The following is a 19,156-nucleotide window of genomic DNA, read 5'->3' as shown; positions in this document are numbered from 1 at the left end:
TTCGGGCGAAGTGAATGATCTGGACCGCTGTGACGCCCGAGGTCGGAGACTCACGCGGGCGATTCACTGCAACCGAACAAGCCTATTGCCCATCGACGGCCACCGATAGCCCCGCAGACGCAATGTGACGATTCGAACAGCGTCAGCCTTCTTCGTCCATCTCTGCCAATGCCTGCGAAGCCACGGAGAATGCGGTGTTCGCACTGGGAACGGAGCAGTAGATGGCGGATTGGAGGAGGACTTCCTTGATCTCGTCGCGGCTCAACCCGTTGCGCACTGCGGCCTTGACGTGCATCGCGAGCTCGGCCTCGTGGCCGCCGGCGATCATCGCGGTCAGTGTGATCGCTGATCGCATGCGCTTCTCGAGGCCCGGGCGGGTCCAGATCTCACCCCAGGCGTAGCGGGTGATGAGGTCCTGGAAGTCGGCGGTGAAGTCATCGACCTTCGCATTCGCGCGGTCGACGTGAGCATCGGAGAGGACCTGGCGGCGCACGGTCATTCCGGCCTCGCGCACCTCGTCCCGGCTGGCTTCACGTGGACCGGAGGCAGTGGGCAGGTCCGCCGAGGCGGCGTCCGAGCCCTGAGTGTTCGCAGTGTTTCCGCCCGTGCCGTTTCCATGCAGGAAGTCGTGGAGCAGACCCGCGGCGACCGCCGGCGCTTCGGCAGGCACGAGGTGGGCGGCGCCCTCGATGACCTCGAGGAGGGCACCGGAGATGCCGTTGGCGATCTCCGCGAGTTTGGTCGGTGGGGTCGGTTGATCCTCGGACCCGGCGACGGCGAGAACCGGCAGGGTGATCTCCGATAGGCGCGAGCGGACGTCGAAGGAGGCCAGTGCGTGGCAGAGCGCGGCATAGGAGAAGCGGTCCGCGTCCTGCAGCGAGTGCAGCAGGGCAGCCGAAGCATCGGGCTCGCGATCCATGAAGCCCTCACCGAACCAGCGCTGGGCCGAACCGATGACCTGTGTGGGTGTGCCCGAGGTGGCGACGACCTCCGCGCGTTCCTCCCAACCGCTGACCTCACCGATCTTGGCTCCGGTGCAGAATACGGCGGCACGATCGAAGCGATCACCGTGGTCGAGGGCCAGCTGCAGGGTGATCGCGCCGCCGATCGAGTCACCGGCCAGGCTGATGCGGGCAGCAGCAGAACCGGCCACGTCGGGAAGGACTCGGTCGATGGTGGTCAGGACCGCCTCGGCGAGGTCGCTCATCGTCAGTCTGGGCACCTCGGACGTGCCCGCGGGGACGTTGACCGGCGTCGAGCGGCCGTGGCCGGGCAGGTCGATGCCGATGACCGTCGTCTCAGGATCCACGCCGCCGAGGTGGGTGGCAGCCGTCTGCCACAGCGCGCTCACCGATGTGCCCAGTGAGGGCAGGACGACGAGGACGCGCGGGTTCGCTGTGGCAGGGGCGGTCGGTGCGGCAAGGACGGTTGCGGTGAGTTCCACGTCAGGTCACTTTCTTGAGGCGAAGGGGAGGAGCCCCGGCGATACGGGCTCGGGTCCGTTGATGGCGGCAATGATGGTCTGTCGGATGTCTTCGGCGTCGCCGAGGTAGTTCTCCGGAGAGAAGAAGCTCTCCAATTCGTCGGCCGAGGCATCGTCCTCAGCATCCGGGTTCTGGCCCAGGGCTGCTTTGAGCGCGGCCACAGGGTCACCACCAGGGGCGATGATGTCCTGAACCTGAGTCTTCGTCAGCCGGTCGCCGAAGGCGGTGTTGAGGCGTTCGGCAAAGATGCCGGGGCTGGCTGCGTCCACGTTCTTGCGCATCGCATCAGGCTTGACGCTCAGTCCTTCGACCATCGTCTGGAGCATGATGAGGGAGGACACGGCCAGGCCCATGAGCTCGGAGAGGGCAGGCCATTCGGCGTGCCAGGCTCCGTCGGAGCGCTCCTCGATCGCCTCGGCCGCGGTCGAGGTCAGTGTGGCCATGAGCCCGGGAGCGCGCATGCCGTTGCGGTGAAGCAGCACCGCCGAGGTGGGGTTGAGCTTCTGCGGCATCGCCGAGGACCCACCGGTCGCAGCCAGGTTCAGTTCGCCGACCTCCGGGCGGGTGCCGATGAGGACATCTCGGGCGATTGAGGCCCCGACAGTCACACATTGGGTGAGGTGAGAGGCCCAGTTGAGGACCCGTACGCGGTCGGTGTGCCAGGGCGCGGGAATGCTGGTGAGTGCGGCGTCGGGTCCGCGCAGCTGCACATGGAATTCGCGCAGCAGCGCCTCGGTCTGGGCTCCCGCGAACTCGCGGATCGCGGCTCGAGTGCCCGCGGCTCCTCCGACCTGCACGTAGTCGATGCGCGGGGTCAGGCTCTGGACCTCGTGGACCTCGGCGGCCCAGGAGGCGATCTTGAGCCCGAAGGTCGTCGGCAGCGCCGGTTGAGTCAGGGTGCGAGCCAAGCACACGGTCGAGGCATGATCCTCGGAGAGCCCGACGAGCACCTCGGCGATGACGTCGAGGCGTGCATGAGTCTGGCGGGCGACTCGGGCCATGAGCAGCCCTAGCGCCGAATCCATGACGTCCTGGCTGGTCAGGCCCTTGTGCAATGCGCGGGACGCATCCGGACCGAGTCGTGTGCGCACGGTCTTGAGGAACGGAATGACCGGGTTGCCGCCGGATTCGGCGTCAGCGGCCAGTGTCTCGAGTTCGGCGGAGTCGGAGAGCAGCGACCGTGTGGTGGCTTCGATGCCCTCCACCGCCTCGGCGCGGTCATCGGAGGAGATCAGCCCGGCATGTGCCTGAGCATTGATCCACGCCGACTCCACATCGCCGAGTGCAGACACGAGGGCGACATCGTCGATGGCCTCGGCGCCTCGCAGGTCGCCCGGGGCGAACAGGAGGCGCGTATGGGCAGCGGTGTCAGTCATTGTGTGTCCTCTCCGGTGGCGGCAGCGGTGACTCGGTCTTCGTGAGTCCTGTCAGTCTTCGTGGCTGGGGAACCGCAGGAATGGGGTCTCGTTCTCACCCTGCAACCGTATGTCGAAACGCAGCGATCCGTCAGCCCCGCGAGTCGCGATGAGACGGTCCCGCTCTGTCGCATCGAGGGAGGACAGCAGCGGGTCGGCCGCCAGAGCCTCGGTGTCCTCGGGGAGATAGATCCTGGTGAACAGCCTGTTCAGCAGTCCACGGGCGAAGATGACGACGCTGATGAACGGTGCCTTGCCTGCCTCGGTCGCCCCTGGGTTGAGGGTGGAGAAGACGTATCGGCCCTCCGGGTCGACCTCATTGCGGCCGAAACCGGTGAAGGTGAATCCGTCACGGCGCAGGGAGCCCGAATTGCGGGAGACGTTGCCGTTGCCATCGGGCTGCCAGATCTCGAGGATCGCATCGGGGACGGGCGCACCCGCCCCGTCGTAGATATAGCCGTGGAGCTGGACTGCTTCGGCTTTTGCTGGAGGAACGATTTCGTTGTCGCCAGGCCATGGCATGGCATAGCCGTAGAACGGTCCGACGGTCTGGCCGGGTGTCGCGGTGAGCTTCTGGTCAGTCATCGTCCTCTTCTTCCATCCAGGTGCGGTTGCCTCCGGTGAGCACGATGTCCCAGTTGTAGCCCATGAGGAATTCGTGCTCGGTGATGTTGTGATCGTAGGTGGCGACGAGGCGGTCGCGGGCTGATTGATCCGTGATCGACTGGTATATCGGGTCGAGGGCGAACAGCGGATCGCTGGGGAAGTACATCTGAGTGATCATGCGCTGGGTGAACTCGGAGCCGAAGAGCGAGAAGTGGATGTGGGCCGGCCGCCACGCATTGTGGTGGTTCTTCCACGGGTAGGGTCCCGGCTTGATCGTTGTGAACGAGTAGGAGCCGTCGTCGCCGGTCAGGGTGCGGCCGACGCCGGTGAAGTTCGGGTCGATCGGGGCCGGGTGCTGGTCGCGCTTGTGGATGTAGCGACCGGCGGAGTTGGCCTGCCAGATCTCAATGAGCTGGTTTCGGACCGGGCGGCCGTTGCCGTCGAGGACGCGACCGGTGACCTTGATGCGTTCGCCGATCGGCTCCCCGCCAGCCTGAATCGTGAGGTCGGATTCGAGGTTCGCTAAGTCGCGGTGGCCGAATGCGGGGGAGAAGAGCTCGATGGTCTCCGGGTCCGTGTGCCGAGGGTCCTTCGTCGGGTGCCGCAGAATCGAGGACCGGTACGGCGGGTAGTCCAGGCGCGGCTGGGTCTCGGCCGGTGTGCCGGCGGCGACTGCATTCTTATGCTCGGTCTCGATGGCTTCGATCTCGGCAGACAGCGTCTGCTGTGACTTGGCCGCATCGTCCGGGCCGGAGAGTTTCTGTGCTCCCATGTCGAACCTTTCTTCTCGGTGTGGGGGTTCTTTGTGTTGAGCCTGCTCAGCCCTCGGGCCAGCCTGTGTAGCACTCGGCGAGGTAGCGCCGCCCGTGCTCGGATTCGAGGATCGAATTGAGCTCGCCGAGGCTGCGCTTCGTTTCGAACGCATCCTGGCTGGGGTCGGAGTGGAGCATCCGGGTCATCTGGTAGGAGAAGTTCTGAGCTTTCCACACACGTTTCGTCGCGGTCCGCGAATACCCGGCCAGCGCCTCGGCGTCGGAGTTCTTGAGAGCTGAGATCAGCGCCGGGGCAAGCACTGACACGTCGGCGAAGGCGAGGTTGAGGCCTTTTGCCCCGGTGGGAGGAACAGTGTGGGCGCTGTCGCCGGCGAGGAACAGGGAACCATGCTGCATCGGCTCGGTCACGGCCGAGCGGAAGGGCAGGATGTTCTTGTCGATGATCGCGCCCGTTTTGAGCTGGAAGCCGTCGGGTCCCTCGACTCGGGACTGCAGCTCCGACCAGATGCGGTCATCGGACCAATCGGCCACCTCGGTGTCGGGGGAGGTTTGGAAGTACATGCGCTGCACGGACTCGCTGCGCTGGGAGACCAGGGCGAAGCCGCGTTCGGAGCGGGAGTAGATGAGGACCTCGTGGCTGGCCGGTGCCTCGCAGAGGATCCCGAACCAGGCAAAGGGATATTCGTGGAAGAAGCGCTGCTTCGTGTCTGCTGGGATCATCGCCCGGCAGGGCCCGCGGGAGCCGTCGGAGCCGATGACGTAGCGGGCATTGATCGTCAGTTCCTCACCGTTTTCGGTCGTCGCACTCACCCACGGCTGTTCGGTCTCTATGTCGCCGATCGCGGTGTCGGTGATCGAGTAGAAGGTGGGGCGTCCGGTGCGTTCGCGGGCGGCGGAGAGGTCGACGAAGATCTCGTTCTGCGGGTAGAGCCACACGGATTCGCCGACAAGGTTCGGGAAGTCGAAGGAGTGGCTGACGCCGTCGACGCGGATGTCGATGCCGTCGTGGCGGTGGCCGGAGGTGTGCACGCGGGACTCGATGCCTTCGGCCTCGAGCATTCGCACGGACCCGGCCTCGAGGATGCCTGCCCGGTGAGTGTGGGCGATGTCGTCGCGGCTGCGGTTGTCGATGACGACTGAGTCGATCCCTGCATTGTGCAGCGTGTGGGCGAGCAGCAGCCCGGCCGGACCTGCTCCGACGATAGCGACGTCGGTCTGAAATTCTGGCACCTGGGCCTCCTTGCCGTATTCGTCCTCTCAGTGTGCGCCCAGTCACTGACACAAGGCGAGGAAGTTATCAATGAATGAGAAGAGCGGCTGTGGGGACCCCAGGATCGGCGGGGATTGGAGCGGTGGTGTTGACGAACGGTCGGATTGTTGAGCAGAATGTAGGGCGTTGTGTTCGCGAGGTGAGGTCTGAACGTTTCTCCCAGCCCGACTCGGCAATAGATAGCTCAACACATGCATGTATCGTCACGGCAGCCAGCTGCCTACAAGCAGAAAGCTCATGAATGATCATCACCGGACTGATCGTCGGCCTGGCACTCGGATTCGTCCTCCAGCGGGGACGTTTCTGCGTGACCGGGGCCTTCCGCGATCTCACGCTGACCGGGAACACGCGATGGTTCTCGGCACTCATCCTCCTCATCGCCGTGCACTCGATCGGGTTGTTCCTGCTCAACGCACTGGGCGTCATCACCTTGGAGGCCTCGCCGTTCCCCTGGTTGGCGTCGATCATCGGCGGCCTCATCTTCGGCTTCGCCATGGTGCTGGCCGGCGGATGTGCCACCGGCACCTACTACCGGGCCGGTGAAGGTCTGGTCGGCAGCTGGTTCGCACTGATCTTCTACGCGCTCGTCTCCGCGGTGATGAAGAACGGACCGGCCGCCTCGGTGACGGAGGGGCTGCGCTCGATCACGATCGAAAGCGGCACGCTCCAGGCATCGACGGGGCTGAGCCCGTGGGTCTTCGTTGCGATCATCTCCGCCGTGGCCATTGCCGTCACCGTGCACCACAACAAGAAGACCGCCACGCCCGTCGCGACCCTGCCGCCGCTGAAGAAGGGGCTGGCTCATATCCTCACGGAGAAGCGCTGGAACCCGTTCGTCACGGCCGTCGTCATCGGCGTCATCGCCACGATCGCCTGGCCGCTCTCGGCTGCGACCGGACGCAACTCGGGTCTGGGGATCACGACCCCCTCGGCGAATCTCACGACATTCCTCGGCACGGGCGACTCCTCGCTCGTCGACTGGGGCGTCATGCTCGTCATCGGCATCCTCCTCGGATCGTTCATCGCGGCGAAGGCCTCGGGAGAGTTCCGGATCCGTGTCCCCGATCAGTCGACCGTGGTCAAGTCCATCCTCGGCGGAATCGGGATGGGTGTCGGCGCCGCGATCGCCGGCGGCTGCACCGTCGGCAACGCCATGGTCTCGACCGCGCAGTTCGAATATCAGGGGTGGGTCGCGACCTTCTTCATGATCGTCGGCGCTGGAGTCGCCGCGAAATTCACCATCAGATCAGGAGCGCGGACAGGTGCCGCGCAGCCCGTAGAGAGCAGGAGCATATGAAACAGGTATTAGAGACAAACGGTCTTGTCTGCCCCTTCCCCCTGGTTGAGGCCAAGGACGCAATCGGTGGAATGGACAACGGAGATGAGCTCGTCATCAACTTCGACTGCACCCAAGCCACCGAGGCGATTCCTCAGTGGGCGGCGGAGAACGGCTACCCCGTGACGCACTTCGATCGCACCGGTGAAGCGAGCTGGACCATCACCGTGCAGAAGGCCTGACCGGCCACAGATCTCTTCTCGGTCACACGACCAACCCCACTGCCGAGGCGGCCCTGCGAAATTCGCAGGGCCGCCTCTGCGGTGCCCGCGCACAGAATGCGAATATTTCGGGGCTGTGCCGGAAAGCACAGGTGTGATTAACGATTTTATTGCACAAGTAATTGTATGATAAGGAACAAGTCACCACTGTTGGTGTTTTGTGCACATATGTGCTTTTTCAAGGAGTCAGAATGACGCAGTCCACGACGCGTTCTCGCAAGTTCAAGGCCATCCTCGCCGGTGGCATCGTTCTGGGTGTCGGAGCTGCGGTGACGCTGGCCGCCTGGACGGACAACGAATGGGCCGAAGGGACCTTCGGCGCCGGTTCGTTCAATGTGCAGGGAAGCACCAACGGAACCGACTTCACCGATCACGAGAGCTCAGCGGGCGCCGCGGATCTCACCTTCGACCTCGACGGCGGCGACAACCTCACCCCCGGCGACACTGTGGCAGCTCCGTTCGTTCTCAGGCTCGACGGCGACACTTCATATGACGCGAGCGTGGTTCTTGAAAGCGCTGCAGGAAACGGCGGCAACGCTGAGGCGCTGACCTACGGAATAGTCGCTGTCGCCAACGCCGGCGCCTGCAGCGCGGACGCGACCGGCACGTCGATCGTCCCTGCTGGCACAGCCATAGGCTCTGTCGCAGGCGCCCAGGGCTTTGACCTCACTGCCGGCGCAGACGCCACTGCAGGTGCCCCCGTCGCTCTGTGCTTCCAGGTCACCGCCGATGACAGCCTGACACAGGGTCAGGCCGCGACTGCCCAGTGGCAGTTCACCGCGACCTCGGCTGAATAGTCAGATCGGTCTCCGTGAGGTTCACCTTGGGTCCGCTGCGTGACCCCAACCCGTCTGAGCGGGTCTCGTCAGGGCCCCGTTCAGACAGTCGACGGCAAAACCGAGCTCATGCGCCCAATGGCCGAGCGCTGCGCAACCGGCGAATCAAAGCGGTTCTCGCGGGAGGCCTGGTCTTCGGCATCGGTGCCACCGCAACCCTGGCAGCCTGGACCGATACCGAGACCGCCTCGGGGTCATTCGAGGCAGGCAGGTTCAAAATCGACCTGTCGGTCGACAAGACGTGGAGCAGCAGCCGTGAAATGACCTTCAAAGCCACCGGAATGTACCCGGGCTCGACTGTCTACGCTCCCGCCTATGTGAGGACGACAGCCGATACCACGATGAAAGGTCAGATCCAGGTCGCAGGAAACGGCGTCGCCGGGTCCTCGAGCACTATTGCCGGAAATCTCGAATATCGCGCCGTGACGAAGTCGTTCCCCTCGGCTGCCGAGGCCTTCGCCTCTGCCTGCGACGCCTCGGCATTCGCCGGTTCGCCGAGCTATGTCTTCGGCGGGGGTGCTTCCAAACAGCCGTTGAGGACGTCTGCCACGAGTACATCGAAGCAGACGGTCAATTCTGTGGCAGGCTCGGTCCAGGCCTACTGCTTCGAAGTCGTCCTGCCGATCTCCACTCCGAGTGCTGCACAGGGTACGAGCGCCGCGCATACGTGGACGTTCGACGCTGAGTCCGTTCCGGCAGGGTCCTGACTGTGGTTAAGTGGCTCGGGGGAGCGCTCCTCAACATCCTCGCCGCCTTAGGCCTCGTATGCATCGTCCTCGTCATCCTCAGCTTCGTCTTCAACGTGTCGATCATGATGTTCAAGACGGGATCGATGAGCCCGACCATCGAGGCCGGATCGATCTCCTTCGTCCATGAGATTCCGGCAGAGGAGATGAAGGTCGGCGACATCATCACCGTCGATCGCGGCGAGGGTGTCCTTCCCGTCACCCACCGTGTCACCTCGATCAGCGACACCGAGAGCCGGTCTGGTCAGGTCACCTTCGAAATGAAGGGGGATGCCAACGAGGCGAAGGACCCCGAGCCCTATGCCGCGGACACCGTCCGGAAGGTCATGGTCTCAGTTCCGGGAATCGCCCCCGTCATTCAGCAGTTCCGCAGCCCCTGTGTCCTCGGCGGCATCACGATCGCAGCCTCCCTGCTCGTCGTCTGGGCCTTCTGGCCACGACGTGAGAAGCACGAGGTTGATGAACTCGCCGAGGAGGAGACGGACAGGACCACAGCCGCCGAGGTTTCGGCGCACGTCACGGACCAAGCGGGCGCTAGCCGCTCACCGAGGCACGCCTTCGTACTGCCTGCCGTCGTTGTGCTGTTAGCGGTCAACAGTGGTTCGATCACTTCGAGTGGGGCTCCGACTCCACTGGCCGCCGCAGCTGACGACACCACAAACATCACCGCCGAGGTGCGCGGGCAGTACCTGCAGATGCGCGCCGTGGGTGACGAATCGAAGATGCTCAACCTCAGCCCAGGCGCCTCAGCGGCCTGGACCGTCGATGTCTGGGCCGAGGCACCCGAACCCGGGACGGTGGAGTTGGAGATCGGCTCCGGGAAACTCTCGGACGAACTCGCTTCCGAACTGGTGGTCGATGTGCAGACGTGCGCACGGATCGTGCCGATGCAGCAGTGCCCCGGCGGTGCTGCTCACCTGATCCGGCAGATTCCACTCAACGACCTCGGGGCTGCTCCCGATAACGATCGACCTCTTCTCGAGATGCCCAGCGACCAGAAGCGCCGCGTGCAGGTGAGCGTCACAATGGCCAAGAGCGCCAACGCCGAGGCTGTCGCTGGGCAACGCAGCGGCGTGCGGCTGACTGCAATCGGTCAGGGCGAAGAAGTGTCGCTGGGCCCAGGCGACCCCGGAGACCCCGATGATCCGAACAGCCCGGACCCCGATGTGCCCGGTGACCTCCCTCGGACGGGAATCGACGGATGGCAGTGGCTCCTGCTGGCCGCAGTTGTGCTGATTGCCGTTGGTTCCGCACTGGTCGTCAGGGCACGTCATCGGAGAATGTCGTGAACCTGATTGAGCGCAGACACCAGTCGCTGCATAAACGTCGCTTGCAGGCGCTGATCGCAGGGCTCGCACTCGTCATGCTCGTGGTGGCCTTGTCGGCTGTGAAGCCGACGATGGCCGGGTGGAAGAGTTCAGACCAGGCCAGGGGGTCGTTCGCAGCGGGATCGTTGACGATCAGCAATCTCAGATGCACGGATAACAGCGTGTTGCTGGGATTGGGCGGGGACCAATTGAAGCTGGACTGGAACAGGCCCCAGATATCCACCGCTCTGCAGCTCGACTACACGGTCACTGTGGTGAGGACTCCCTTGGTGGGGTCGCCGAGCACGGAGACCTTCTCCACCCAGAATACGACGTACACCTACCGAGACACGAAGCTGTCGCTGGTGTCTTTGCCGAGCTACAAGATGACCGTGCAGGCTAAGCCGGTCGGAGGGTGGACGGGAGCGTCAATGACAGTCAACGGATATGGGGTGAATCTCCTCGGTATCGGCGTGGTGCTTCGCTGCAGGGCCTGACTCGGGCGATCGGACTCGAATCGGACCGCACCATCCGAACGCTCGCGATGGCGGCGGCGAGCAGACACTCGCCCCCTGTCACAGCCCTCCCCGGCTGACTAGACTCGAATCATGAAGATCACGGTACTCGAGGGAGACATCACGCAGACGTCCGTGGACGCGATCGTCAACGCCGCCAACTCAGGTCTGCTCGGCGGAGGCGGTGTCGATGGAGCCATCCACAAGGCAGCCGGGCCCAAACTGCTCGAGGCCTGCCGTGAGGTCCGCCGAACCAGCCACCCGCGCGGACTTCCCGCAGGTCAGGCAGTCGCAACACCTGCCGGCGAGCTCGAAGCCAGGTGGGTCATCCACACTGTCGGTCCCAACCGGCACCAGGGCGAAGCCGATCCCGAAGTGCTCGAATCGTGCTTCGAGTCGAGTCTCAACGCAGCCGAGGAACTCGGTGCCGCCTCGGTGGCCTTCCCTGCCATCGGCGGGGGAGTCTATGGTTGGTCGGCCCGGGACGTCGCCGAGGCGGCCCACGCCGTCATCGTCGACGGCAGGGAACGCGGACGCTGGGAGCAGATCGCCGAGGTGGTCTTCGTTCTCTTCAGCGAATCGATGACCAGCGTATTCTGCCAGGTGTTCGACCACGACCAATGGTGAGGAAGATCCGATGAAGGTCCGCGACCCCGACGGCAACGTCATCAACATCACCCGACACCGAGTCACCGAAGACAGGGAATGAGGAAATCTGTGACAACGAAGTCATATGCGCAGGCCGTCGCCGATGGGATCGGGGGCGCCGGTGTCGACCTCATCGGCTACATTCCATCCGTCACCATCGCCCCGATCATCGAGCATCTGGTCACCGCTGACGGTGGGACCGCCGGAAGTTCGGAGCGAGTGAAGCCGCTCTCCCGTGAAGAGGAGGCAATCGGAGTCCTCGGGGCGCTGCCGCTGGCAGGGAAGTTCGGGGCCGTCGTCATGCAGGACAACGGCTTCGGCAACAGCCTCACGGCACTGACGACATTCTCGATGTCCTATCACCTGCCGCTGCTCATCTTCGCCAATACCCGTGGCGGCCCGGGGGAGTACAACTCGATGATCCACTCGATCAGCCAGCCCATGCCGACGGTGCTGCGTACGGTAGGACTCCAAGTCCTCGAACTCGACCGTCGATCCTCGGCTGAAGACTGGGAGCAGACAGTCGCCGAGGCGGGTGTTCACGCCCGTATGACCTACCGTCCGGTCGTCGTCCTCGGATCATTCTGGAACACCGATGGGAAGGTGACCTGAGATGAAGCGCATCGAAGCACTCGAAGTCCTCAACGAACTCACCGCCGAACTGCCCGTCGTCGTGACATGTGCGGCAACCAGCCGTGAGCTGGCCTCCGTGGAGAACCGGGACAACCACTTCTACGTCCTCGACTCGATGGGCCTCGTCGGTTCCATCACCACAGGCCTCGCCCTGGCAGCCAAGGACTCCGACCTGCCCAAAGTCATCGGTCTCGAAGGCGACGGATCCTTGCTGATGAACCCGAACGTGCTGCCCACCGGTGGATTCCTCGGCGCCGAAAAGCTGTTTCTCGTCCTGCTGGACAATCAGGTGTACGGATCGACCGCAGGACTGCCGACCTACTCCTCACACGTCGACCTCGGCGCACTCGCCCAAGCCGCGGGCTGGACGGTCGGCCGAGCCGGGGACGAATCTCAGCTGCGCGATGAATTCGATCGCCTGCTGACGACGACCGGGCCGACGCTGCTGCATGCGAGCATCGAAGCAGGCAATGCCGCCGACATTCCCAAGCTCCTTGTCGACCCGGTGGTCCTCGCCCACCGTTTCCAGACATGGCTGACAGCGAGAATGGGACCTCACACTGCTGTGTAGCCGCCGTCGATGAGGTAGTAGGCGCCGGTGACGAACGAAGCGTCATCGGAGAGCAGGAAGTTCACGACCTTGGCGACCTCCTCGGCGGTGCCCAAGCGGCCGAGCGGGTGCTTGGCCTTCAGGCCCTCCAGGGTCTCAGCGTCGAGGTTGCTTTCGAGCAGCGGCGTGGTGATGTAGCCGGGTCCGACGGAGTTGATGCGCAGACCCTGTGCGCCATATTCTGCGGCGGCATTCTTCGTGATGCCGACGACTCCGTGCTTGGCTGCGGTGTAGGCACCGTTGTTGATCGCAGCGACCGAACCGTGAACCGAGGCCATGTTGACGATGGCGCTGTCCCTGGCGCCGGCCTTGAGCATCGCCGGTATCTGGTATCGCATTCCGTAGAGCACGCCGTTGAGGTTGATGTCGATGACCTTGTCCCAATTGTCGAGGTCTGTCTCCCCCACGGGAACCTGGACGCCGCCGATGCCGGCATTATTCACGGCATAGTTGAGGCCGCCGTACGTGTCGACGGCGAACTTGACGACCTTCTCAGAGTCTTCCTTCGCAGCCGTGTCCTGCTTGATCGCCGAGGCGGATCCACCGGTCCCGGTGATCTCATCGACAACTCGCTGGGCTGCCTCGAGATTGATGTCGGTGACGACGACCTTCGCGCCCTTGGCTGCGAGTTCTTTGCTGATGGCCTCGCCGAGTCCGGATCCTCCGCCGGTGACGAGCGCGACCTTGTTCGTGAAATCTGCCATTGCGATGACCTTCTTCCGTTCTTCGATGAGCCATGCTCTGTGGCCCTCACCTGGTGCAACGAACCTCAGGGCGCCGAAATTCCGTCTGCTCGGTCACGTCTTCTGCTTCTTCCCTTGTCACTGCCGGACGGCAGTGGTTCAATGGGAAGAAAGTGATTGTCAAACGCAATCACTTCTGCTCAAGGAGGAGCGATGGCACGAGTCACGTGGGGTTTCACGAGTTCACTCGACGGGTTCATCACCGGCCCGAATCACGACATGTCCTGGATAGCTGGGCTCGGTTCGCTCTCAGACGGCACCGTCGAGGACCTCGCATCACAGGTTGCCGTCATCATCTCCGGACGCCGCGGTTACGACGCGGCCAAGGCACAGGCGGCCGAGCGCGACGAAATGACCTCCGAAGCCTACGGCGGAGCGTGGGAAGGCACCGAGTTCATCCTCACCCATCGTCCCGAGGAGCTCGCGCAGGACACGACGATCACAGCCGTGAATTGCTCAATCGCCGAGGTGGTCGATCGGGCCCGGGCCCTCGCCGGTGATCGTGACATCCAGATCATCAGCGCCGACATCGGTCGGCAGGCGCTCGAGGTCGACCTCATCGACGAGATGCAGGTCTTCGTCGCGCCCATCTTCCTCGGCGACGGCACGCGTATCTTCGACGTCCCAGGCGGCAGGCGCGTCTATTGGGAGCTCATCGCAGAGGACGAAGCCAACAAAGACGCGTGGTTTCGCAGATTTCGCCCGAAGCAGCCGTAGGCCTCGGAGCCTCAGGCCTCAGCTCTCGCGCCTGCTCAGCTCCCACAGAGTGCGCATCGCCTCGTCATCGAAGTCCTCGCTGGTCGAGCCGTCGGGTTCAGAGTCGTGGACCTCGGTGTGCAGCTGTTCCATTTTGCGATCGAGCTGGCCGGCCACCTCGGCGGCGCGAGTGAGTTCCTCCACGAGCCGATCGGGAACTTCGCCTGCGAACTTGTAGTGGATCTTGTGTTCCAGGCTGGCCCAGAAGTCCATGGCGATGGTGCGGATCTGGACCTCGCAGATCACGGGGGTCGGGCCGCCGCTGAGGAACACGGGCACCTCGAGGATCGCATGCAGGCTCTTGTAGCCGTTGGGCTTCGGGTGGGCGATGTAGTCCTTGATCTCCACGACCCGAACATCATTCTGCGATGTCAGCATGTCGAGCACCTGATAGGTGTCGGCGATGAAGGTGCAGGTGATGCGGATGCCCGCGATGTCGGTGATCTTCGTGCGGATCGCATCGAGGTCGAGTGGAAGCTCTCGGCGATTGACCTTCTCCAGCAGACTCCGAGGTGATTTCACCCTCGAGGTGATGTGCTCGATCGGGTTGTAGCTGTGCGTGTGTGAGGACTCTTCGCTGAGAATGGAGATCTTGGTCAGCAGCTCGTCGATGACGAAGCGGTGTTCCATGAGCAGTCTGGAGAAGTCGCGCCGCAGGGCTCGCACACTCGACACTTGGCCAGGAGTCAGCGCCATGCTCGAGGGTGGGATTCGATCGGTCATCGTTCTCCATGGCGGTGCTGTTGAGGGAGCTGGACTGTTGAGGGAGCTGGGCTGTTGAGGGGGCGCCCGACCAGTCTATCGGCGGCAGGCCCCTATCCCGTGTCCGTCCCGGGGCGTACCTTTGGAACATGTGCAGGAATATCAGAACCCTTCATAACTTCGAACCCTATGCGACCTCGGACGAAGTGCACGCCGCAGCGCTGCAGTACGTGCGCAAGATCGCGGGCACGACGAAGCCCTCCCACGCCAATGCGGAGGCCTTCGATGCAGCTGTCGAGGAGATCGCTCACACGACTCAGCATCTCCTCGACGCATTGGTGACCACTGCTCCGCCGAAGAACCGTGAGGTCGAGGCCGAGAAGCGACGAGCCAGATACGAGGCTCGCGCATGACGATCCTCGGGCTCGTTCTCGCCGGTCTTGCAGCGGCTCTGCACGTCGTCATCTTCTATCTGGAATCGATTGCCTGGATGAGTCCGCGTGCCAGAGCGACGTTCGGCACCAGCGTGGAGGAAGCCGGGGCCACGAAGTCGATGGCCTTCAACCAGGGCTTCTACAATCTCTTCCTCGCCCTTGCAGTATTCATCGGCATCATCGTCTGCCTCGCGGGCGCACCGGTCATCGGCCTGACTCTCGTGTTCACCGGCGTCGGCTCGATGCTGGCGGCGGCCTTGGTGCTCGTGTCCTCGTCACCGAGCCTCGCTGCCTCGGCGATCAAGCAGGGGCTCCTGCCTCTGTTGGCGGTTGCGAGCCTCGCCATCGGCATCGCAGTCTGAGTCGGTGCTCAGGTGCTGATCCTGATCAGTCCACCACGGATTTGCCCTGAGCCTCGAGATCCTTCGTGATCCCCGCCGAGGCGGTGCGCAGGGCCTGCATGATCGCCGGCCCACCCACATGGTGCTCGGAGTCGACGACAACGCCGATGGCGGCGATCGTCAGCCCTTGACCGTCGAAGACGGGCACCGCTATACCGGTGGTGCCGTCATCGATATGTCCGGCAAGCTCTGCGAAATGATAGGTCCGGATCGTGGCCAGCATCTTCCGCAGCACGGCCGGATCGGTCGTCGTCTTCTCGGTGATTGCGGCCAGCGGTCCGCGCAGGTAGGCCTCCCGCACGTGCTTGGGGGCGTGGGCGAGCAGCACCAGCCCGCACGAGGATGCATGCGCAGGGAGTCTCCCCGCTGTCTTCGATCGGTGGATGACCGCGGTCGGCTTCGACATCCGCTCGATGATGAGGACCTCGCGTTCGCGCAGGATTCCCAGCTGGGTGTTCTCGCCGACGAAATCGTGGACGGCCATCATGTGCGGTCTGGCCACGGATGCCAGGTCGACAGCGTCGGAGGCGCGGTTCGACAGCTCCCACATTCCCACGCCGATTCGCAGCCGTCCGCTGGGGTCGCGCTGCAGCAGATTGTGCCGCATCATGTCGTTGATCAGCCGATAGGCCGTGGACTTCGGCAATGCCGCTCGTGCGGAGAGCTCGTCGGTGCTCAGACTCTGGTGATCGGGGTCGAACGAGCCGAGGACCCGAACCAGCCGGTCGATCATGGAATCGCCCGATTGAGAGTTCGCCATGTCCGCAATCGTATCCCCAGGGCGCGCGTATTCTCAATCAATGGACCACCGATGGCTCCCCGTGGTCCGCATCACTATTGTGGCCGATAAGCGTGGCTGTCACGTGCATCACCTGTGTCCGAAAAGGCCGACTTCGAACGTCAACACAGTCACAACCCGACCAGAGCAGGAATAGGGGAGAACGACATGAGCGAGAACAGTTTCCTAGGTACCCAGTGGCACGGCAAGATCTTCACCGGCGCGTGGACGAATGGCGCAGACGCATCCTATGACGTCATCGAACCCGCCACAGGCCAGACCTTGGGGCGCTTGGGCGCTGCGAACGCCGATGACGTGAACGCGGCCGCCACCCGCGCGGCCGCAGCACAGAAGGAGTGGGCGAAGACGCCACCTGCCGAGCGTGCCGCTGTCCTCCGCCGGGCCGGGGCACTGTGGGCCGAGCACGCCGAGGAGATCTCCGGCTGGATCATCCGCGAATCAGGTGGGATTCCCGCCAAGGCCGGGCTGGAAGTCAGCTCCGCCGAGCAGATCTGCTACGAATCCTCCGCCCTGCCCAGCCACCCCAAGGGACAGGTCCTGACGTCGAACGAACCCCGCTGGTCGTTCTCCCGCCGGGTGCCCGCCGGGGTCGTCTCGGTCATCGCACCGTTCAACTTCCCACTCATCCTCTCCATCCGCTCGGTCGCACCGGCGCTGGCCCTGGGCAATGCGGTCCTGCTCAAACCGGACCCACGCACCGCGGTCTGCGGCGGCGTGAGCCTGGCCCGGATCTTCGCCGAGGCGGGGCTTCCCGAAGGGCTCCTGCAGGTGCTGCCCGGAGGCCGGGAAGCTGGCGAAGCAGTGGTGTCGGCACCCGAGGTATCGGTCATCTCCTTCACCGGATCGACCGCAGCCGGACGCAAGGTCGGTGAATCCGCCGGACGCCTCCTCAAGCGCTGCCATCTGGAACTGGGTGGAAACAACGCGCTCGTCGTCCTCCCTGGGGCAGACGTCGGTCCGGCCACCTCGGCGGGGGCATTCGGCTCGTGGATGCACCAGGGACAGATCTGCATGACCACGGGGCGCCACCTCGTCCACGACAGCATCTACGACGAATACGTCGAACAGCTGGCCGAGCGTGCCAGGAACCTGCCCGTAGGCAATCCCGCCACCGAGGAGGTCGCGCTGGGGCCGATCATCGACGACAAGCAGCGGACGAACGTCCGCGACATCATCGACAAGGCCCAGGCCGACGGTGCACGACTCGTCGCCGGAGGAACCGGTGAAGGAGCATTCGTGCCGCCGACGGTATTGGCAGACCTCAGCCCCTCGAACCCAGCCTGGACGCAGGAGATCTTCGGACCGGTAGCGCCCGTGAGTCGTTTCTCGACTCTTGAGGAGGCCGCGGAGCTGATCAATGCCAGCGAATACGGTCTGTCGGTGGGCATCCTCGGTGATGTGGGCATGGCCATCGAACTGGCCGACCTCGTCGACTCCGGCAAGGTCCACATCAATGAGCAGACCGTCTCCGATGAGGCGAATGTGCCCTTCGGCGGTACCAAAGATTCCGGCAACGGATCCCGCTTCGGTGGGGCCGAAGCCAATATCGAAGCCTTCACCGAAACCCAGTGGGTCACGATGCGCTCGCAGATCGCGCCGTATCCCTTCTGATTCGCTGACCGTCCAACCACACTGACCTGCTGAACGACCGGAGACACTGATGTCCACACCTGCCGCAGTCCCTGGCGCTGCCAACACCGTCCGCGCCGGCGATACTCGCTGGCCGGCGATTCTGTGCTGGCTGGCCGTCGCACTCGAAGGCTTCGACCTCGTCGTGCTGGGAGCCGTGATCCCCGAACTCCTGGCGACCAACGCCATCGGCTTCACCGCCGAGGCTGCGACCCTCGTCGCGACCTTGAGCTTGGTGGGTGTGGGCCTCGGTGCTGCGGCGGTGGGACCGATCGCCGACCGCTTCGGACGCCGTTACACGATCATCTTCTGCGTGCTCGTCTTCTCCATCTTCACGATTCTCGTCGCGTTCTCCCCGAACGTCGCCCTGTTCACAACCTTCCGGTTCATCGCCGGACTTGCCCTGGGTGCCGTGATGCCCGGCTGCCTCGCCTACATCAGCGAGCACAACAAATCGGGCAAGACCGGCAAAGCGACGACCCTGACGATGACCGGCTACCACGCCGGTGCCGTCGCGATCTCGCTGCTCGCCGTCTTCTACTCGCACAACTGGCACCTGCTCTTCATCGCCGGCGGCGTCGCCGGGCTCGTCCTCGTCCCGCTGCTGTGGTGGAAGCTGCCGGAATCTCAGGAGTTCGTCGAGGCTCAGGCTGCGAAGCAGGCACCTGCGCAATCCACTGCCATGGCCCCGAAGACGGGCATGGCCGGATTGTTCGTCGGCCGGTTCAAACTGGTCACGATCGGCGTCTGGGCCGCCAGCTTCATGGGTCTGCTGCTCGTCTACGGACTCAACACCTGGCTGCCGAAGATCATGGCCGATGCGGGCTACGAGGTCTCCGACTCCCTCGTCATGCTCTTCGTGCTCAACCTCGGCGCCGTCGTCGGACTCGTCATCGCCGGCTGGCTGGCGGATAAGCACGGCACCAAACCGATCGTGCTCATGTGGTTCCTCCTGGCAGCCGTGTTCCTCGCGGCATTGAGCATCCCGATGACGAGCCAGATCCTGCTCAACATCGCCGTCTTCATCACCGGTGTCTTCGTCTTCTCCGCCCAGGTCCTCGTCTATGCCTTCGTCTCAGCGATCTACCCACCCACCGCACGCGGAACGGCGCTGGGCATGGCCTCGGCCGTCGGCCGCATCGGCGCCATCGTCGGACCGTTCATCACCGGCACCCTCGTCACGGCAGGCATTGCCTATCCGTGGGGCTTCTATCTCTTCGCCGTCGTCGCCGTTCTCGGTTTCGCCGCGATGGTCATCGTTCCGAAGGCTGTTGATGCAGCCGGACGGTGAT

At 64.0% G+C, this 19,156-nt stretch carries 22 protein-coding genes; 14 read left to right on the top strand and 8 right to left on the bottom strand.

Annotation, left to right across the window (positions count from 1 at the left end; all coding sequences use genetic code 11):
• Nucleotides 1–142: 142 nt before the first annotated feature.
• Genes pcaDC through FO013_RS09195 form a run of 5 tightly spaced genes read right to left on the bottom strand, consistent with a single transcriptional unit; the run spans nt 143 to nt 5,508 of the window.
• On the bottom strand, nt 143–1,444 hold the full coding sequence (gene pcaDC, locus FO013_RS23245; RefSeq protein ID WP_143922236.1) for a bifunctional 3-oxoadipate enol-lactonase/4-carboxymuconolactone decarboxylase PcaDC: 1,302 nt from the start codon (nt 1,442–1,444) through the stop codon (nt 143–145).
• Nucleotides 1,445–1,450: 6 nt separating this feature from the next.
• A complete protein-coding gene (locus tag FO013_RS09210; protein ID WP_143922235.1) occupies nt 1,451–2,860 on the bottom strand; it encodes a lyase family protein in 1,410 nt (469 codons plus the stop codon).
• A 51-nt stretch (nt 2,861–2,911) separates the two neighbouring features.
• Nucleotides 2,912–3,484 (bottom strand): protocatechuate 3,4-dioxygenase subunit alpha, encoded by a 573-nt coding sequence (pcaG, locus tag FO013_RS09205; RefSeq protein WP_143922234.1) that lies wholly within the window; start codon nt 3,482–3,484, stop codon nt 2,912–2,914.
• Complete coding sequence (pcaH, locus tag FO013_RS09200) at nt 3,477–4,277, bottom strand: protocatechuate 3,4-dioxygenase subunit beta (RefSeq protein ID WP_143922233.1); 801 nt, start codon at nt 4,275–4,277, stop codon at nt 3,477–3,479. Before pcaH ends, pcaG begins: the two co-directional genes overlap by 8 nt.
• A gap of 46 nt (nt 4,278–4,323) precedes the next feature.
• Nucleotides 4,324–5,508, bottom strand: a complete 1,185-nt coding sequence (locus FO013_RS09195; protein WP_143922232.1) for a 4-hydroxybenzoate 3-monooxygenase — start codon at nt 5,506–5,508, stop codon at nt 4,324–4,326.
• Between the two features lie 281 nt (nt 5,509–5,789).
• Here FO013_RS09195 and FO013_RS09190 point away from each other — a divergent pair, with 281 nt between their 5' ends.
• The 9 genes from FO013_RS09190 to FO013_RS09150 all read left to right on the top strand — a co-directional run bounded on the left by FO013_RS09190 (nt 5,790) and on the right by FO013_RS09150 (nt 12,361).
• Nucleotides 5,790–6,845, top strand: a complete 1,056-nt coding sequence (locus FO013_RS09190; protein ID WP_143922231.1) for a YeeE/YedE family protein — start codon at nt 5,790–5,792, stop codon at nt 6,843–6,845.
• Nucleotides 6,842–7,066 (top strand): sulfurtransferase TusA family protein, encoded by a 225-nt coding sequence (locus tag FO013_RS09185; protein WP_143922230.1) that lies wholly within the window; start codon nt 6,842–6,844, stop codon nt 7,064–7,066. Before FO013_RS09190 ends, FO013_RS09185 begins: the two co-directional genes overlap by 4 nt.
• Nucleotides 7,067–7,296: 230 nt before the next feature.
• Nucleotides 7,297–7,902: a SipW-dependent-type signal peptide-containing protein gene (locus FO013_RS09180; protein WP_143922229.1), complete on the top strand. Its 606-nt coding sequence runs from the start codon at nt 7,297–7,299 to the stop codon at nt 7,900–7,902.
• A gap of 14 nt (nt 7,903–7,916) precedes the next feature.
• Nucleotides 7,917–8,648, top strand: coding sequence for a SipW-dependent-type signal peptide-containing protein (locus FO013_RS09175; protein WP_186293030.1), 732 nt, complete (start codon nt 7,917–7,919; stop codon nt 8,646–8,648).
• A gap of 2 nt (nt 8,649–8,650) precedes the next feature.
• Nucleotides 8,651–9,976, top strand: coding sequence for a signal peptidase I (locus FO013_RS09170; RefSeq protein ID WP_143922358.1), 1,326 nt, complete (start codon nt 8,651–8,653; stop codon nt 9,974–9,976).
• A complete protein-coding gene (locus FO013_RS09165; RefSeq protein ID WP_143922227.1) occupies nt 9,973–10,491 on the top strand; it encodes a hypothetical protein in 519 nt (172 codons plus the stop codon). Before FO013_RS09170 ends, FO013_RS09165 begins: the two co-directional genes overlap by 4 nt.
• A 111-nt stretch (nt 10,492–10,602) precedes the next feature.
• Nucleotides 10,603–11,136, top strand: a complete 534-nt coding sequence (locus tag FO013_RS09160; RefSeq protein WP_143922226.1) for an O-acetyl-ADP-ribose deacetylase — start codon at nt 10,603–10,605, stop codon at nt 11,134–11,136.
• 90 nt (nt 11,137–11,226) lie between these two features.
• Entirely contained in the window at nt 11,227–11,769 is a 543-nt protein-coding gene (locus FO013_RS09155; RefSeq protein WP_143922225.1) for a thiamine pyrophosphate-binding protein, read from the top strand.
• A 1-nt stretch (nt 11,770) separates the two neighbouring features.
• A complete protein-coding gene (locus FO013_RS09150; protein WP_143922224.1) occupies nt 11,771–12,361 on the top strand; it encodes a thiamine pyrophosphate-dependent enzyme in 591 nt (196 codons plus the stop codon).
• On the opposite strand, the gene FO013_RS09145 is transcribed toward FO013_RS09150, so the two are convergent.
• Nucleotides 12,346–13,104, bottom strand: coding sequence for an SDR family NAD(P)-dependent oxidoreductase (locus tag FO013_RS09145; protein ID WP_143922223.1), 759 nt, complete (start codon nt 13,102–13,104; stop codon nt 12,346–12,348). The genes FO013_RS09150 and FO013_RS09145 overlap by 16 nt on opposite strands.
• 192 nt (nt 13,105–13,296) lie before the next feature.
• Between FO013_RS09145 and FO013_RS09140 the strand changes: the two genes are divergently transcribed.
• A complete protein-coding gene (locus tag FO013_RS09140; RefSeq protein WP_143922222.1) occupies nt 13,297–13,860 on the top strand; it encodes a dihydrofolate reductase family protein in 564 nt (187 codons plus the stop codon).
• A gap of 18 nt (nt 13,861–13,878) precedes the next feature.
• Here FO013_RS09140 and FO013_RS09135 read toward each other — a convergent pair whose 3' ends face one another.
• A complete protein-coding gene (locus tag FO013_RS09135) occupies nt 13,879–14,622 on the bottom strand; it encodes a GTP pyrophosphokinase (RefSeq protein WP_143922221.1) in 744 nt (247 codons plus the stop codon).
• A gap of 128 nt (nt 14,623–14,750) precedes the next feature.
• Here FO013_RS09135 and FO013_RS09130 point away from each other — a divergent pair, with 128 nt between their 5' ends.
• Together FO013_RS09130 and FO013_RS09125 are read left to right on the top strand one after the other, a co-directional pair.
• Nucleotides 14,751–15,014, top strand: a complete 264-nt coding sequence (locus FO013_RS09130) for a DUF2277 domain-containing protein (protein ID WP_143922220.1) — start codon at nt 14,751–14,753, stop codon at nt 15,012–15,014.
• Nucleotides 15,011–15,397: a DUF1304 domain-containing protein gene (locus tag FO013_RS09125; RefSeq protein WP_143922219.1), complete on the top strand. Its 387-nt coding sequence runs from the start codon at nt 15,011–15,013 to the stop codon at nt 15,395–15,397. The genes FO013_RS09130 and FO013_RS09125 overlap by 4 nt, the downstream gene beginning before the upstream one ends.
• 25 nt (nt 15,398–15,422) lie before the next feature.
• On the opposite strand, the gene FO013_RS09120 is transcribed toward FO013_RS09125, so the two are convergent.
• Nucleotides 15,423–16,196, bottom strand: a complete 774-nt coding sequence (locus FO013_RS09120; RefSeq protein ID WP_143922218.1) for an IclR family transcriptional regulator — start codon at nt 16,194–16,196, stop codon at nt 15,423–15,425.
• Nucleotides 16,197–16,382: 186 nt separating this feature from the next.
• Between FO013_RS09120 and FO013_RS09115 the strand changes: the two genes are divergently transcribed.
• Together FO013_RS09115 and FO013_RS09110 are read left to right on the top strand one after the other, a co-directional pair.
• Nucleotides 16,383–17,846, top strand: coding sequence for a benzaldehyde dehydrogenase (locus tag FO013_RS09115; protein ID WP_143922217.1), 1,464 nt, complete (start codon nt 16,383–16,385; stop codon nt 17,844–17,846).
• Between the two features lie 49 nt (nt 17,847–17,895).
• Complete coding sequence (locus FO013_RS09110; RefSeq protein ID WP_143922216.1) at nt 17,896–19,155, top strand: MFS transporter; 1,260 nt, start codon at nt 17,896–17,898, stop codon at nt 19,153–19,155.
• The last annotated feature ends 1 nt before the right edge of the window (nt 19,156 follow it).

Source organism: Brevibacterium aurantiacum (genome assembly GCF_007558825.1).
Classification (GTDB): Bacteria; Actinomycetota; Actinomycetes; order Actinomycetales; family Brevibacteriaceae; genus Brevibacterium; species Brevibacterium aurantiacum_A.
Note: the sequence above shows the minus strand (reverse complement) of the source record. Positions and strands in the feature narration are given on the sequence as shown.

Bases quoted from the DNA above. Each gene is read 5' to 3' on its own strand.
- FO013_RS09210 (WP_143922235.1), bottom strand. From the start codon at position 2,860: ATGACTGACACCGCTGCCCATACGCGCCTCCTGTTCGCCCCGGGCGAC.
- pcaG (WP_143922234.1), bottom strand. From the start codon at position 3,484: ATGACTGACCAGAAGCTCACCGCGACACCCGGCCAGACCGTCGGACCG.
- pcaH (WP_143922233.1), bottom strand. From the start codon at position 4,277: ATGGGAGCACAGAAACTCTCCGGCCCGGACGATGCGGCCAAGTCACAG.
- FO013_RS09190 (WP_143922231.1), top strand. From the start codon at position 5,790: ATGATCATCACCGGACTGATCGTCGGCCTGGCACTCGGATTCGTCCTC.
- FO013_RS09185 (WP_143922230.1), top strand. From the start codon at position 6,842: ATGAAACAGGTATTAGAGACAAACGGTCTTGTCTGCCCCTTCCCCCTG.
- FO013_RS09180 (WP_143922229.1), top strand. From the start codon at position 7,297: ATGACGCAGTCCACGACGCGTTCTCGCAAGTTCAAGGCCATCCTCGCC.
- FO013_RS09160 (WP_143922226.1), top strand. From the start codon at position 10,603: ATGAAGATCACGGTACTCGAGGGAGACATCACGCAGACGTCCGTGGAC.
- FO013_RS09150 (WP_143922224.1), top strand. From the start codon at position 11,771: ATGAAGCGCATCGAAGCACTCGAAGTCCTCAACGAACTCACCGCCGAA.
- FO013_RS09145 (WP_143922223.1), bottom strand. From the start codon at position 13,104: ATGGCAGATTTCACGAACAAGGTCGCGCTCGTCACCGGCGGAGGATCC.
- FO013_RS09140 (WP_143922222.1), top strand. From the start codon at position 13,297: ATGGCACGAGTCACGTGGGGTTTCACGAGTTCACTCGACGGGTTCATC.
- FO013_RS09135 (WP_143922221.1), bottom strand. From the start codon at position 14,622: ATGACCGATCGAATCCCACCCTCGAGCATGGCGCTGACTCCTGGCCAA.
- FO013_RS09130 (WP_143922220.1), top strand. From the start codon at position 14,751: ATGTGCAGGAATATCAGAACCCTTCATAACTTCGAACCCTATGCGACC.
- FO013_RS09125 (WP_143922219.1), top strand. From the start codon at position 15,011: ATGACGATCCTCGGGCTCGTTCTCGCCGGTCTTGCAGCGGCTCTGCAC.
- FO013_RS09120 (WP_143922218.1), bottom strand. From the start codon at position 16,196: ATGGCGAACTCTCAATCGGGCGATTCCATGATCGACCGGCTGGTTCGG.
- FO013_RS09115 (WP_143922217.1), top strand. From the start codon at position 16,383: ATGAGCGAGAACAGTTTCCTAGGTACCCAGTGGCACGGCAAGATCTTC.
- FO013_RS09110 (WP_143922216.1), top strand. From the start codon at position 17,896: ATGTCCACACCTGCCGCAGTCCCTGGCGCTGCCAACACCGTCCGCGCC.